This window comes from Flavobacterium flevense (assembly GCF_900142775.1).
Lineage (GTDB): Bacteria > Bacteroidota > Bacteroidia > Flavobacteriales > Flavobacteriaceae > Flavobacterium > Flavobacterium flevense.
In genome coordinates this window covers 495,017-510,672 of the sequence record NZ_FRCC01000001.1, presented here as the reverse complement: position 1 = coordinate 510,672, position 15,656 = coordinate 495,017, and the positions used below count along the sequence as shown (strand labels likewise).

Sequence of the window (15,656 nt, the reverse complement as noted above, 5' to 3'; positions counted from 1 at the left end):
AAGCCGAAAATAATTTCATATCATTTTGTTTGAACTTATTAGTAGTGCTTTGATTCTATGTTAACAGGATGGTACAGGATGCTTTAAAGACAAGTATTTAATAATTTTCGCTGTTTAAATAAAAAGTAATTTTTTATAGTTTTGTCAATTGAGGTTATTTAAAATTATCTTCTTCATACATTAAATATATTATTCAATGAAAATCAAACTCACTTATCTTCCGTTTATCATCGGAATTTTGTTTTCTCTAAACGGTGCTGCTCAGGAAAATAAATCTGGTAAAGCATGGCCGGAAACTAAAAATGTAAGCAAACCATGGGCACGCTGGTGGTGGATGGGAAGCGCTGTAGACAAGCCTAATTTAAAATCCAGTTTAATCGATTTTCAAAAAGTTGGAATTGGAGGAGTAGAAATCACACCTATCTACGGAGTAAAAGGAGAAGAGAATAATTTTATTGATTATTTGTCGCCTAAGTACATGGAAATGCTGGGTTATACTGTAAAAATAGCCGATAGTTTAGGTCTGCAGGTTGATATGGTTCTGGGAACAGGCTGGCCTTATGGTGGACCTCAGGTTTCTTTAGAAAATGCTGCAACTAAATTAGTTGTGGAGAAATATGAAGTTAAAAAAAACGAACAATTTAATAAGGAGATAAAAACAGATCCTGCTAAGGAAAAAGTTCCTGCACAATTATTAATTGTTTCCGCTTACGGAGCTGATGGTTCTTATCTGGACCTGACAAGCGAATTGAAGGGAAATGTATTAAACTGGAAGGCTAAAAAAACAAATTATACGCTGTATGCTGTTTTTGCAGGGAAAACAGGGCAACAGGTAAAACGTGCTGCACCGGGAGGAAAAGGCTATACTTTGGACCATTTTTCTACTGAAGCGCTTAATGCTTATGTGGTTCCTTTTGATAAAGCATTAGTAGGATTTGAAGGAAAACTGAGGGCTATTTTTAATGATAGTTATGAAGTTTATGGAACTGATTTCACGCCACTTTTTTTACAGGAATTTGAAAAACGCAGAGGGTATGATTTGAAAAAACACCTTCCGCAGTTGTTGAGTAAAGAGGATTCTGAAATTGGAAACAGAATTAAAAGCGATTACAGAGAAACCATTTCTGATTTATTATTGAATAAATTTGACTTGCCATGGACTAAATGGGCTAATTCTAAAAATTATAAAACAAAGTTACAGGCACACGGTTCGCCGGGGAATTTAATTGATTTATACGCCTCTGCTGATATTCCTGAATGTGAAACTTTTGGATCTATGCCGTATGATATTCCGGGATTCAGACGTGAAAAAGAAGATATCAGGGATGGAGATGCTGATCCTGTTATGTTAAAATTTTCTTCTTCTGCAGCTCACATTGCCGGAAAACCATTGACTTCTTCAGAAACTTTTACCTGGTTGAGAGACCATTTTAAAACGGCTTTGTCACAATGTAAACCTGAAGTTGAGGATTTAATGCTTAACGGAATCAATCACGTTTTTCTTCACGGTTCAACGTATTCGCCTAAAAAGGCCGAATGGCCGGGATGGAAATTTTATGCTTCTGTAAATTTTAATGCTACAAATTCTATCTGGGAAGATGCTTCGGGATTATTCAATTATATTGCTAATTGCCAATCCTTATTACAGGCTGGAAAACCGGATAATGAAACTTTATTGTATTACCCGGTGTATGATACCTGGGGAAAAAGTTTAGATGGAAATTTATTTTTCCAATTCAAAATTCACTCGTTGAAAGAGTGGCTGCATGGAACTCCGTTTTATGATACTACCAAAAAATTAATGGAAAACGGCTATGGCGTTGATTTTGTTTCAGATAGTTTTATTGCTCAGGCAAAAGTTGAAAACGGAAAAATTGTTTTACCGGGAAACAGTTATAAGTCTTTAGTAGTTCCTAATTGTGATAAAATGCCATTGGCTACTTTAGAAAAACTGCTTGCATTGAAAAAATCAGGAGCACATATAATTTTTGAAGGTTTGCCAAAATCAGTTCCGGGATTCAAAGATTATGAAGCTCAAAACGAAAAATTAGCATCTTTACTTTCGACTAATAAAGCATTGGTAAATCCGGTAAATGATTTGTTTAAAGCTTTGGCGGAAGCCAATGAACAACCGGAAACATTGGTGAAAACCGGTTTGAAATTCATCAGAAGAGATTTAGATGGAGAGAAAATCTATTATCTGGTAAATCACACAGCTAAGACTATTGAAGGTTTTATTCCTTTGGCTGCAGCCAATAAAGAAGTGTTGATTTTAGATCCGTTAAACAGAAATGTGGGTAATGCAATAGTTCAAAAAGAAGGGCAAATTACTTTAGTAAAACTTCGCATCGAATCCGGAAGATCATTGATTTTAAAAACCGAAAATACAGCTTCTGAAAAACCTTGGAAATATTACGAAGCTACAGCAGAACCTATTGCGTTAAAAGGAGATTGGCAGCTGACTTTTGAAAAAGGAGGACCTACTTTGCCTTCTCCTGCAAAAGTAACTACTTTAGAATCATGGACTAAAATAAGCCCTGAAACGGAAGCTTTCTCAGGAACAGCATTGTACACTTTGCAATTTGATGCGCCAAAAGCAGCTGCGGATAACTGGCAATTAAATCTGGGTGATGTGAGAGAAAGTGCTAAAATCTGGTTGAACGGAAACTATATTGGCGAAGCCTGGTCAGTGCCTTTTACAATCAATTTAGGAAAATTGAAGAAAGGGAAAAATGAGTTGAAAGTTCAGGTGACCAATCTTTCTGCAAACCGTGTTCGTGATATGGAAAAGAAAGGGAAGGAATGGAAAATTTTCTACGAAATTAATATGGTGGATAAAGATTATAATAAATTTGATGCAACTAAATGGGCTCCAATGCCTTCCGGATTAACAACTCCGGTTAGCATAACACCTTTAAAAAGTATGAATTGATTTTAAAATTTTTAGATTAAAAAAACTTCCTACGTGCTCCAGTTTAATAGAGTGTTTAGGAAGTTTTTCATTTTAAGATGATTTAATGACTGTTTGTTTCTTATGCCAATCATTGAGAATGGCACACAGATGAAACGGATTTTAATGGATTATCACAGATTGTGATTTGCAAAGAGCTATAAAAATCCGTTTTTATCTGTTCAATCAGTGTCATCTGTGGCCTTTTTTATATTTAGTCCGCTTAGCGGACAGTTATATTAATTTTTTTTAAACCATTGGGTGTTTTTAATATTTGAACCTGACCGAACAAAAATAGAATCAGAAGCAGTTCCTTTAATATCAAGTTTTACAAATTGGGGTGTTTTAAAATCAATTTGGTCAAAAACAATATTTTTAGAATCTAATAAAAATAAGGTGGAATCTTTTGTTGTAATGGACATGTTTTTAAAAGTTGCATCCTGAAGATCGTGAGCGTTGAATAACTCCGTACAATTTACAGTAGCATTTTTAATGGTTAAATGAGTTACCGGCGATTCGGGAATTCCAAAAACTTTTATAAAAGTAGAGCAGTTTTCGATACTAATATCTTTGATAGTAATATTTTTAAATTTTGGAGTCAGTGTATTGATGGCTCTTGCCGGTAAACGATCCGCAAGATCACCCACACTTCCGGATGAACCCAGCATATCCCATTTGATGGCTGTTTGCTCCAGATTCATTCTGATGCGTTCGTAAGTTAAGTTTTCGCCGCCACCGCCACGAGATCTTCGGGTTTTAAAACGGATACCCACACCATCAATATTAAATACACAATCGTGAACATATAAATTACGAATCATTCCGGCAGTTTCACTTCCGCAGGTAATTCCGCCATGACCTTCCAATGCCAGACAATAACGCACCACTACGTTTTCGGTTGATTTGTTTACTCTGATGCCATCTTCTCCGCGTCCTGCTTTCATCGTAAAACAGTCGTCACCAGTACTCAGATTACAATATTCAATTAATACATTTTTGCTGGATTCAATGTCAATTCCGTCACCGCGGGCTATCCCGACTGAGTTGACAGTAACACCACGAATAATCACATTGTCACAATAAATAGGGACAATATTCCAAAAAGCAGAATTTTCTAAAGAAACTCCTTCAATATAAACCTTTTTACAATTAATAGGCGAAATAAACATAGGTGGGAAAATCCAGTCTTGTTTTGTGCCGTCAACAATTCGTTCAGAAACAGCGGTCTTTGGGTCAATTACATTATCAATAACATCCTTTGTTAAAATTCGGTCTCGAATAGAGCCTTTTTGCGGTCCTATCAATTTTCCTTTTCCAGTAACAGCAATATTGGTAGCGCCATTAGCATAAATACAAGCACCCAGAGACATTACTTCAATTCCTTCGATACGGGTAAAAACAACAGGAAGAAAATCTTTTATTTCGCCGCTAAAAACTAACTGTGCTTCATTTTCCAAATGAAAATTGATGTTGTCTTTCAGATGAATTCTTCCTGTCAGCCATTTTCCATTTGGAATAATAACAGTTCCTCCACCTTTAGCACTTAACCGGTCAATCGCTGTTTGAATGGTGGCCGTATTTATTGCAGTAGCAGAAAGTACGAGTGTAACTTTTTCAGCAGGGAATACGGGTTTTTCAAATGGAATCGTTTTAAAAGGAGCTTTTACAGCTTCAATTTCATCAGGAAGCATTTTGACACCCACTTCATTTTCTGTCAGGATTCTTGCCGTAGCAGTTGGTGTTTTTGAATTCTTTTTTGCATTGCAACAAAGCAGGCTTAGCGTTATTAAAGTGAGTCCTGTAATTGTTTTTAATCTGTTCATTTTTTAAATGGTTTTTTATAAAAAAGTAAAATTATTGTGTTTGGCAAAATTATTGAGCAATCCCAGCGTATTGCTTTTTTAATTTCTGTTTAGTCCCCATTGCAAGATTAATGCCGAAAATGGAGTATAAATTTTAATTTAGCAGGATGCTACAGGACAGAAAACAGAGATTTGAATATTATTTTTACCTGATTATTTATTTTTCATCAAAAATAGAAATTTAAAATTTAGTATTAATTCACAAAAAATAAACAAATGAAGAAACTGGTTTTACTCTTTACCTCTTTTTTATTATACAATTCAGTAAGTGCGCAAAACCCTTTTGATAAAAAAGCGGTACTGGCTCAAATGGAATTAGCTAATAAATATTTCATGGACAAATGGCCAGATACCGGAAAAACAATTATCACTAATAAAGAGCGTCCAAGTAACATCTGGACTCGTGGGGTATATTATGAAGGATTGATGGCTTTGCACGAAATTTATCCTAAAGATGTTTATTATAAATATGCTTACGATTGGGCAGAATCACACAAATGGGGATTTAACGGAGGGAATACCACCCGTAATGCCGATAATTATTGTGCAGCACAAACCTATATTGATTTGTATAATTTATCTCCTGATCCGGATAAATTAAAAAACACAAGAGCTAATATCAATATGTTAGTAAACACGCCGCAAAATGATGATTGGTCATGGATTGATGCTATTCAGATGGGGATGCCGGTTTTTGCTAAAATGGGTGTTTTAGATAATGATAATCGGTATTATGAGAAAATGTATGAAATGTACATGTACTCCAGAAATAAACATGGTGACAATGGATTATTCAATCCAAAAGACGGATTATGGTGGCGTGATGCCGATTTTGATCCTCCTTACAAAGAACCAAATGGAGAAGACTGTTACTGGAGTCGTGGAAACGGTTGGGTAATTGGAGCATTGGCAAAAGTGTTAACCATTATTCCTGAAAACGCGCCTCACAGAGATCAATATGTAAAAGATTTGAAAGCTATGGCAAAAGCCTTAGTGCCTATTCAGAGAGCCGATGGTTTCTGGAATGCAAGCTTACATGATCCTAACAATTATGGAGAAAAAGAAGCTTCAGGAACGGCTTTATTTGTTTATGGAATTGCTTATGGAATCAACAATGGTATTTTAGATAAAAAAACCTATCTGCCGGTAATTGAAAAAGCATGGAAAGCATTAACAACCGAAAGTTTACATAAAAATGGATTCTTAGGATATTTACAATCTACAGGAAAAGAACCAAAAGACGGTATGCCATTAAGTTATGATAAAATTCCTGATTTTGAAGATTATGGTTTAGGTTGTTTCTTGCTAGCAGGATCTGAACTCTACAAAATGAAATAATTAAGAACACTATTTTCCTTTCTTTTTATAAGTAAGTTTAAATAGTTTGTAATAGAAAAAAGGGAAGTTTTAAAGACTTCCCTTTTTAATGAAATCAATTGCTGTAAGATGAAATTCAAAATCCTGATTGCCGTACTGTTTTTAAATAGTTTCTTTTGTTTTGCAAAAGAATTCTACGTAGCTCCTTCGGGAAATGATGCTCATAACGGAACTATCTCAAATCCTGTTGAAACTATCCAAAGAGCACAGGAATTAGCCGGTTCAGGCGATACTGTTTTTATAAGAGGAGGTGTTTATACCATGCGTGAAGAACAAATTGCACAGTCAAAAGGTGTTTGGGCTTATGTTACTAAATTAGATAAAAACGGAATTTCCTATTTGGGTTATAAAAATGAAAAACCGGTTTTTGATTATAAAAATATTAAGCCAGTCGGAAAGCGTGTCATTGCTTTTTTAATAAATGGAAATAATATTCACATAAAAGGAATTGAAGTTGTAGGCGTTCAGGTAACAATTAAAAAGCATACCCAATCAGAATGTTTTGAAGTTCGTGGAAGCAATAATACGCTGGAACAACTCAATATGCATGATAATATGGCTATTGGAGTTTATATGCTTAGTGGGTCGAATAATTTGGTTTTGAACTGTGATGCTTACAATAATTATGATTCTGTTTCCGAAGGAGGAAAGGGCGGTAATACTGATGGTTTTGGTGCTCATCTTGAAAAAGGAAGTATCAATAATGTTTTCAGAGGTTGTCGTGCCTGGTTTAATAGTGATGATGGCTTTGATTTAATCAATAATGCCGAAGCTGTTTTGATAGAAAACTGCTGGGCTTTTTACAATGGTTATTCTCCAGATTTTGTGTCCAGAGCCGATGGAAACGGATTCAAAGCTGGTGGTTATGCTAAAGGCAGAAATCCTTACAATAATTTGATTGCTAATTTCACTCCGATTCCCAAAAATACCATCCGTTTTTGTCTGGCTGTAGGAAATAAACAAGGCGGATTTTATGCTAATCACCATTTAGAAGGCAATTATTGGCACAATAACACGGCTTATAAAAACAGAATAAATTATGATATGCTGAATTGTCTGGCATTAAATCCGACCGATTTTGGAACTGACGGTCCTGGCTGGAATCATGAATTGATGAATAATTTAGGATTTGATGCTAAAGTAAGGGAATTAGCCAATATCGATAAATCCCGTTGTTTGCTGAAAAATAATTATTTTGATCTGGCTGATATTCCGATTACGGCTTCTGATTTTAAGAGTCTTGATGAAAAATTATTGATGGCTCCGCGACAAGCAGATGGGAGTTTACCTAGCACTGATTTTTTAAAATTAACACCATCCAGCAAACTAATCGATGCAGGGACTAATTTAGGATTTTCATTCAATGGAACTTCACCCGATTTAGGATGTTTCGAAAAAAAATAACCAACAAGATTTTATTATGATAACCAATTTAAAGCAATTTTTTTGTACTTCGTTAGTACTGTTTTTTTGTTTTTCTGTGACTGCACAGGAATTTGATAGAAAGAAATACAATTTTAATTCAGACTGGAAATTAAAATCAGGTGATTTGGCTCAGGCCAAAGAGACTGATTTTAATGATAAAAACTGGCAATCAGTAACGCTTCCTTTTGCATTTAATCAAAATGAAGCATTTAAGAAAGACATCACGCAGCTGACTACCGGAATTGTCTGGTATCGAAAAAAGTTTAAACTACCCGAAGGAATTACAGATAAAAAAGTCTTTATAGAATTTGAAGGCGTTCGTCAAGGCGGAACCATTTATGTCAACGGACAAAAAGTGGGGCTTCATGAAAATGGAGTGATGGCTTTTGGTTATGATATTTCAGGTTTAGTGAAACCTTATCCGGCCGAAAATACCATTGCACTTCGTATTGACAATGACTGGAAATACAAAGAGCAGGAAACAGGATCTACTTTTCAATGGAACAATAATAATTTTAATGCTAATTATGGCGGTATTCCTAAGAACGTTTATCTTCATGTAACCGATAAATTGTATCAGACACTTCCGTTGTATTCGACTCTAAAAACGATCGGGACTTATGTGTATGCTTCGAATATTAATATTGCTCAAAAAACAGCAATCATAACTGCCGAAACTCAGGTTAAAAATGAATTTCCTGCGACCAAAACATTCTCTTATGAAGTTCAGGTTTTTGATTTGGAAAATAAAAAAGTTGCTGATTTTTCAGGTCAGAAAACTACTTTAAACCCGGGAGAAACTAAAATTGTTAAGGCTTCGAAAGAACTGGATAATTTGCATTTTTGGAGTTGGGGTTACGGTTATTTGTATACGGTAAAAACCATTTTAAAAGTGGACGGAAAGATTGTAGACGAGGTAGCAACTAAAACCGGTTTTAGAAAAACGGCTTTCGCCAATGGGGAAGTAGTTTTGAATGACAGAGTAATCCAAATGAAGGGTTATGCACAACGAACCAGTAACGAATGGCCTGCTGTCGGGATGTCAGTTCCTGCCTGGATGAGTGATTTTAGCAATCGAATGATGGTAGAAAGCAATGGTAATTTAGTGCGTTGGATGCACGTGACACCTTGGAAACAAGACGTAGAATCCTGCGACAGAGTAGGTATGCTTCAGGCTATGCCGGCCGGTGATGCCGAAAAAGATGCCAAAGGAATTCAATGGAATCAGCGTGTCAATTTAATGAGGGATGCCATTATTTACAATCGAAATAATCCGAGTATTATTTTTTATGAAAGCGGAAACGAAGTAATCAGTGAACCTCACATGCACGAAATGAAAAGCCTGCGTGATACTTATGATCCTCATGGCGGAAGAGCCATTGGTTCCCGTGAAATGCTGGATAGTCAGGAAGCGGAGTATGGTGGTGAAATGTTGTATATCAATAAAAGTGCCCGTAAACCTTTGTGGGCAACCGAATATTCCAGAGATGAAGGTTTGAGAAAATACTGGGACGAATTCTCGCCGCCTTTTCATAAAGAAGGAACAGGAGGGACTAATCATTCAAATGTTAATGGAAGCAAAGTGGCAGATGCCAGTCCGTACAATCACAATCAGGACATGCATGCTATCGAAAACATAACGCGATGGTATGATTATTATATCGAACGCCCGGGAACTGGAAAGAGAGTGAGTTCAGGTGGAGTAAACATTATTTTTTCGGATAGTAATACCCATTTTAGAGGTGCCGAAAATTACAGAAGAAGTGGTGAAGTGGATCCAATGCGAATTCCAAAAGACGGTTTCTTTGCACATCAGGTGATGTGGGACGGCTGGGTAGATATTGAAAAATACAGAACTCATATTATAGGACATTGGAATTATACTGATGCAGTTACAAAAAATATTTATGTGGTTTCTTCAGGAGACAAAGTAGAGCTTTTTGTGAATGGAAAATCCAAAGGTTTTGGTACACAAAGCAAGCAGTTTTTATTTACTTTCGAAAACATTCATTGGGAATCCGGTGCGGTAAAAGCAGTGAGTTATGATACGAATGGGAAAGTGCTGAGTGAGGATGAAAAAACAACTTCAGGAACTCCTTTTGCAATTAAATTAACACCGCATACCAGTGCCGAAGGATTAGTCGCGAATGGAAATGATATCGCTTTAATTGATGTAGAAGTAGTGGATAAAAAAGGCAATCGATGCGTTTTAGACAATAGCTTAATCGAATTTTCATTAGATGGAAATGCGACTTGGCTGGGTGGTATTGCGCAAGGTCCGGATAATTATATTTTGTCACAAAAACTACCGGTAGAGAATGGTGTAAACCGGGTGATGGTTCGTTCTACTTTGAAAGCTGGAGAGATTAGTATTTCGGCTAAGTTCAAAGGATTACAATCTGCTAATGTAAAACTGAAATCAAAACCATTTGTGTCTAAAAATGGATTAGCAGAGCAATTGCCTGGCGATAATATGCCTTCTTATCTGGAGAAAGGACCTACGCCAAAAACGCCTTCTTATACCATAAAACGAACCCCTGTTTTTGTCAGATACGCAACTGCAGCTTCAAATCAAAATGATGTTTATAAAAGTTATGATGATAATGAATTGACTGAATGGGCTAACGATGGGAAAAGTAATTCGGGAAAAATAACTTATACTTTAGCTAAGCCAGCTGTGGTAAATGAAATAGTTGTGAAGTTTACAGGTTGGCGTTCAAAAAGTTATCCAATTCGTATATTAGCCGATGGAAAAGAAGTTTATCGAGGCAATACCGAACAAAGTTTAGGCTATATTACGATTCCTTTAAAACCTGAATTAGCCGGAGAAATCACAATAGAACTAACCGGAACTAATTCTGAAAAAGATGCTTTTGATGCCATTGTTGAGGTAGATCCAAATAAAGAACTGGATTTATTCAAAGATAAAAGTGCGGCTAATGCCAAAGGTCAGTTGCGTATTGTAGAAATAGAATTTTATAAAAAAAATGAAAATTAGCATGAACAAAAAATTATTATTTGGACTACTACTTTTTTTAGGATTTTCCAGCAGTGGCTTTTCTCAGGAAAGTGCAGCATTTTCCTTGTGGGATAAAATTCCGGGAGCTATTAAAAATGAAGCTTACAAGGAAGAACCCAGATTAGATGCTCAGGGCAACCGATCCGGAATTAGAAAAGTAGTTGAGCCAACTTTAATGCCTTTTTTAGTCGAAAATAAATCTTCTAAAAATGCTGCAGTTATTATCTGTCCGGGTGGCGGATATTCGGTTTTGTCTATTGATAAAGAAGGAATAAAAGTGGCTCAATGGTTCAATTCCATCGGAGTTTCTGCTTTTGTATTGAAATACCGTTTGCCGTCAGATGATATCATGAAGGATAAAACGGTTGGTCCATTGCAGGATGCACAAGAAGCCATTCGTGTTTTACGCAGAAATGCTGAAAAATGGAATTTGGATACCAATAAAATCGGAATCATGGGATTCTCGGCCGGAGGACATTTAGCTTCCACGGCTTCTACTCATTTTTTAGATAAAATTTATGATGCGAAAGACGGTATTAGTGCACGTCCTGATTTTTCGATGTTGATTTATCCGGTAATTTCCATGGAAAACGGAATTACGCATAACGGTTCAAAAGAAAGTCTTTTAGGGAAAACAGCTTCGGCTGATTTGATTGCTAAATATTCGAACGAAAAAGAAGTAAACGAAAATACACCGCCCACCTTCTTAGTTCATGCTACTGATGACGGAGCAGTTCCTGTAGAAAATAGTATCAATTATTACATGGCTTTAAAGAAAAATAAAGTTCCTGCCGAAATGCATGTCTATCAAAATGGAGGTCATGGTTTTGGACTTGGAACAAAAGGAACCAATACAGATTGGTCTGCTTCTTTAGAACATTGGTTAATAGCCAATAAAATAATTGCTGAAAAATCAGTTTATCTGTTTTCTTATTTTAAAGGAAATGGAGAAGATGGTTTGCATCTGGCTTACAGTGAAGATGGTTATAAATGGCAATCTTTGAAAAAAGATGCTTCGTTTTTAACTCCTGAAGTTGGAAAAGATAAATTGATGCGTGATCCTTGTATTATTAAGGGAGGCGATGGATTGTACCACATGGTCTGGACAGTAAGCTGGACTGATAAAGGAATAGGATATGCTTCTTCCAAAGATTTAATTCACTGGTCAAAGCAAGAGTTTTTGCCTGTAATGGAGCATGAAAGCGGAACTCGTAACACCTGGGCTCCTGAAATTACTTATGACGAAGTAAATAAAGAGTACATGATTTACTGGGCGAGTACGATAACAGGAAAATTTCCTGAAACACAATCTACCGAAGATAGTGGCTATAATCACAGAATTTATTATACAACCACTAAGGATTTTAAAACTTATACACCTACAAAATTACTTTATGAACCCGGTTTTAATGTAATTGATTCTTCTATTTTAAAAGATGATAAGGGATATATTATGTTCCTGAAAGATGAAACAAAAGTTCCTGTGCAAAAAAATCTCAGAGTAGCTTACAGCGATAAATTAACAGGACCTTATTCTAAAGCAAGTGCTCCCATTACAGGTAATTACTGGGCAGAAGGACCAACAGCTATCAAAATTGACGGAAAGTGGATGATGTATTTTGATAAGTACAGAGATCATAAATATGGTGCTTTAAAGCAAACTGCCAACGGATGGGAAGATGTTTCAGATAAAATTAGTTTTCCGTCAGGAACTCGTCACGGAACTGTTTTAGAAGTGCCAAAATCTACTCTTTTGCAGTTGATGAAAGAATAATCTTTTTTATTTCAAGGCATCAATAAATTTTAAAAGCCGGATGGATGAGTTTTACTTAATCAATCCGGCTTTTGCGTATATGATAGTTTTTTTCGTAAATTATAGTGTTTTTGTTTTATTTTCAGTCTTTTAATTTTTTATAGTAAAATTATTTTTATATTTGGTAATCGATTACATGCTTTTTCTATTTGGTCATGCCGATTTCTTTTTTTAATTTAATAGAAGAATTTTGTTCTTGTAGAAAAGTAAAATTTAATTTATAGGGAAATGGAAAAGTTTTTGACAAAAGAGATGATTGATGAAGGGGTTTCATTTTCAATGAGTTTAAGCGAGAACTCAAGAATCCCAAAGTACAAACAGATAGTAGATTCGATAATTGATAGTATTTCTACAGGCAAGTTACAGATGGATCAAAAACTGCCTTCTATTAATATGCTTAGTGAGGAATTTTATCTGTCACGGGACACTGTTGAAAAAGCATACAATATTCTGAAAAAAAGAAAGATAATCACTCCTATCAGAGGTAAAGGTTATTATGTAACCCGTACTAAATTAATTGCAAAAGTTAATGTACTTTTCTTAATCAATAAGCTGAGTTCTTATAAAATGAGAATTTACAATTCCTTTATAAATAACATTGGAGGGAATTCTCAGACAGATTTACACATTTACCATTGTGACCAAACCTTATTCCTTAATTTAATTGATAAATATTTAGGAGCTTATGATTATTATGTAATCATGCCTCATTTTAAAACTGATAATTTAACCCATTTTAGTTCGGGAGAAAGCGTTTTACAGGCTATTAATAAAATTCCAAAAGAAAAATTAGTCATTTTAGATAATAATAAAGGAATTGAAGATTCTATAATTGAAGTTTGTCAGGATTATGAAAACGATATTTATGGCGCTTTAAAACAAGGTATCGAAAAGATTTCAAGATATAATAAACTCATATTGATTTATCCCGAAAGTTCCGTTTATCCTTACCCAAGAAGGATTTTGAATGGTTTTAAACGTTTTTGTGTTGATTCCGGTTTAGAGTACGAGATTTTGAGGGAAGTTTATGATGATATTGTATTAAAAAAAGGAGATTTATTTATTACAATTGAAGAATCAGATTTGGTTAATCTTGTCAAGCAAATAAGAGATAAAGATTTTGAATTAGGAAGAGAAATTGGTGTGATATCTTATAATGATACTCCTTTGAAAGAATTACTGGGAATCACAGTCGTTTCAACTGATTTTAAAGTAATGGGAGCCACGGCTGCCAGTATGATTCTGAACAAAGAATCGGGCAAAATAAAAAATCCGTTTAATTTTATTGATCGAAATTCTATTTAAAAAAAAATCCGTTTAAGTTTGTAACACTTAAACGGATTTTTTTTTTTAATGTATTGAAATTTCAAAAGGCAGGATAGCCTGAACGCCTTTTCGGGATTGAAATTTTTTAAGCTGTTGTAACAACTGGTAATTTTCGGCACCAATTTCTTCTTTTATAATATTCTTTTTGCTGCTTGCAAAGGGGAATTGAGAAAGCACATCATCAAAATCTTTTTCATATTCCGGATAATTCTGAGTACTGTAATTTTCAGTTTTCGACAAACGGGCTGCTTCTACAATAGCAGCGTTTAATCCCCCGATTTTATCTACCAGACCAATTTTTAGTGCTTCTGAACCAGACCAGACTCTTCCCTGAGCAATGGAATCAACTGCTGAAAAACTCATTTTTCGTCCTTCGGCAACATGATGTACAAAAGTTTTATAGATGTGTTCAATACTTTCTAAGGTAACGGCTTTAAATTTTTCATCTATGGGAACAAACGGGCTATAACTTGCCGCATTTTCATGTGTTTTTACCTGTTCAGTATTAATTCCTGTTTTTTGGGATAACTGACTAAAGTTAGGCAAGATTCCAAAAACGCCGATAGAACCTGTAATCGTGTTGTTTTGAGCAAAAATAGTATTGGCATTACAAGCAATATAATAACCTCCAGAAGCGGCATAATTACCCATTGAAACCACTACCGGTTTCACTTTTTTAGTGAGTTCAACTTCTCTCCAGATTAAATCCGAAGTCAGTGCATTTCCACCGGGACTGTCAATTCTTAATACAATAGCTTTTACCTTTTTATCTTTTCGGGCTTCTTGCAATGAACGGCGCATAGAGCCTTCGCCAATAGTGTTTACATCTCCTTCGCCACTTTGAATTTCGCCCTGAGCATAAATAATAGCAATCTTATCATCGCTTTCGGTAATAATCGAAGTAGTAATCATTTTGTTAGTATAATCGGTAATCGCTATTTTATTATAATCTTTGTCAGCACTTACTTTTAGGGCTTTCTTGATGTCGTTATGATAAACATCTTCATAGGCTATGTGGTCAATTAGCTTTACTTTTTTAGCCATTTCAGGAGTTCGTGCCAGCAATCCGGTAGCGATTTCATTTAATTTAGTAATGGAGATATTTCTGCTTTTTGAAATATCAGCAGCAACCGAATTCCAGATGTTAGTTAATAAAACGGTTGTTTGCTCTCTGTTAGCATCACTCATTTTATCTTCTAAGAAAGGTTCTACGGCACTTTTATATTTACCATGTCGCAGCACTTCCATTTTTACACCTGTTTTTTCCTGTAAATCTTTAAAAAACATAATTTCAGAAGATAATCCTTTAAAATCCAGTTCGCCTACCGGATTTAAATAAATGCTGTTAGCGACAGAGTTCAGATAATATTCTTTTTGCGAATAGGTATTGGCATAAGCCATAACAAATTTACCCGATTTTTTAAAGTTTTCTAAAGCATTTCGCAAGTCCTTACTTTGTGCCATTCCTAATTGGGAATTGTTGTTTAAGATGGAAATCCCTTTGATGTTATCGTCAATTGAAGCCACATCGATAGCATTTATAACATCCGAAAGACCCATATTTTTTTCTTCAGAGAATAAACTCATCCAAGGATCTTTGTATTTTCCGGCATAATCATGTTGTATATCTTCAAGATTTAATTCGATTACTGAATTATCTTTAAGGCTTTCTGTTTCTGATTCTCCGCCAAAAATAGCAGCGATGAAAATAATCCCGAAGAAAAACAGCATTATAAATACAAACAGTCCTACAACAGTAGCAATAACATTACTTAAAAACTTCATAATAATAGCTTTGGGTTTATAAGCGAAAAACATCTTCATTTATTCTTTGAATTGGGATGCCGACACTTTGTGCAAATATATTGCTATTTCTAAAATTCT

8 protein-coding genes are annotated in these 15,656 nt (G+C 35.1%); 6 read left to right on the top strand and 2 right to left on the bottom strand.

The features are described 5' to 3' along the window. Positions 1–196: 196 nt before the first annotated feature. Positions 197–2,932: a glycosyl hydrolase gene (locus BUB89_RS02275; RefSeq protein ID WP_073241439.1), complete on the top strand. Its 2,736-nt coding sequence runs from the start codon at positions 197–199 to the stop codon at positions 2,930–2,932. A gap of 257 nt (positions 2,933–3,189) precedes the next feature. Here BUB89_RS02275 and BUB89_RS02270 read toward each other — a convergent pair whose 3' ends face one another. Continuing rightward, a complete protein-coding gene (locus BUB89_RS02270) occupies positions 3,190–4,773 on the bottom strand; it encodes a glycoside hydrolase family 28 protein (RefSeq protein WP_073241437.1) in 1,584 nt (527 codons plus the stop codon). Between the two features lie 255 nt (positions 4,774–5,028). On the opposite strand from BUB89_RS02270, the gene BUB89_RS02265 reads away from it, so the two are divergent. From BUB89_RS02265 to BUB89_RS02245, 5 genes are all read left to right on the top strand, one after another. After that, a complete protein-coding gene (locus BUB89_RS02265; RefSeq protein WP_073241435.1) occupies positions 5,029–6,150 on the top strand; it encodes a glycoside hydrolase family 88/105 protein in 1,122 nt (373 codons plus the stop codon). Positions 6,151–6,258: 108 nt separating this feature from the next. Further along, a complete protein-coding gene (locus BUB89_RS02260) occupies positions 6,259–7,593 on the top strand; it encodes a right-handed parallel beta-helix repeat-containing protein (protein ID WP_073241433.1) in 1,335 nt (444 codons plus the stop codon). Positions 7,594–7,609: 16 nt separating this feature from the next. Then, positions 7,610–10,612 (top strand): glycoside hydrolase family 2 protein, encoded by a 3,003-nt coding sequence (locus BUB89_RS02255; protein ID WP_073241431.1) that lies wholly within the window; start codon positions 7,610–7,612, stop codon positions 10,610–10,612. Position 10,613: 1 nt separating this feature from the next. After that, the gene (locus BUB89_RS02250; protein WP_073241855.1) at positions 10,614–12,407 is read left to right on the top strand and encodes a prolyl oligopeptidase family serine peptidase; all 1,794 of its coding nucleotides are present in this window, start codon (positions 10,614–10,616) and stop codon (positions 12,405–12,407) included. A gap of 267 nt (positions 12,408–12,674) precedes the next feature. Next, positions 12,675–13,751 (top strand): GntR family transcriptional regulator, encoded by a 1,077-nt coding sequence (locus BUB89_RS02245; protein ID WP_373862911.1) that lies wholly within the window; start codon positions 12,675–12,677, stop codon positions 13,749–13,751. 45 nt (positions 13,752–13,796) lie between these two features. Here the strand turns inward: BUB89_RS02245 and sppA are convergent, their stop codons facing one another. Further along, positions 13,797–15,557 (bottom strand): signal peptide peptidase SppA, encoded by a 1,761-nt coding sequence (sppA, locus tag BUB89_RS02240; RefSeq protein ID WP_073241851.1) that lies wholly within the window; start codon positions 15,555–15,557, stop codon positions 13,797–13,799. Positions 15,558–15,656 lie beyond the last annotated feature (99 nt).

Excerpts from the sequence above, each read along its gene's own strand:
- BUB89_RS02275 (WP_073241439.1), top strand. The coding sequence starts at position 197 with ATGAAAATCAAACTCACTTATCTTCCGTTTATCATCGGAATTTTGTTT.
- BUB89_RS02270 (WP_073241437.1), bottom strand. The coding sequence starts at position 4,773 with ATGAACAGATTAAAAACAATTACAGGACTCACTTTAATAACGCTAAGC.
- BUB89_RS02265 (WP_073241435.1), top strand. The coding sequence starts at position 5,029 with ATGAAGAAACTGGTTTTACTCTTTACCTCTTTTTTATTATACAATTCA.
- BUB89_RS02260 (WP_073241433.1), top strand. The coding sequence starts at position 6,259 with ATGAAATTCAAAATCCTGATTGCCGTACTGTTTTTAAATAGTTTCTTT.
- BUB89_RS02255 (WP_073241431.1), top strand. The coding sequence starts at position 7,610 with ATGATAACCAATTTAAAGCAATTTTTTTGTACTTCGTTAGTACTGTTT.
- BUB89_RS02250 (WP_073241855.1), top strand. The coding sequence starts at position 10,614 with ATGAACAAAAAATTATTATTTGGACTACTACTTTTTTTAGGATTTTCC.
- BUB89_RS02245 (WP_373862911.1), top strand. The coding sequence starts at position 12,675 with ATGGAAAAGTTTTTGACAAAAGAGATGATTGATGAAGGGGTTTCATTT.
- sppA (WP_073241851.1), bottom strand. The coding sequence starts at position 15,557 with ATGAAGTTTTTAAGTAATGTTATTGCTACTGTTGTAGGACTGTTTGTA.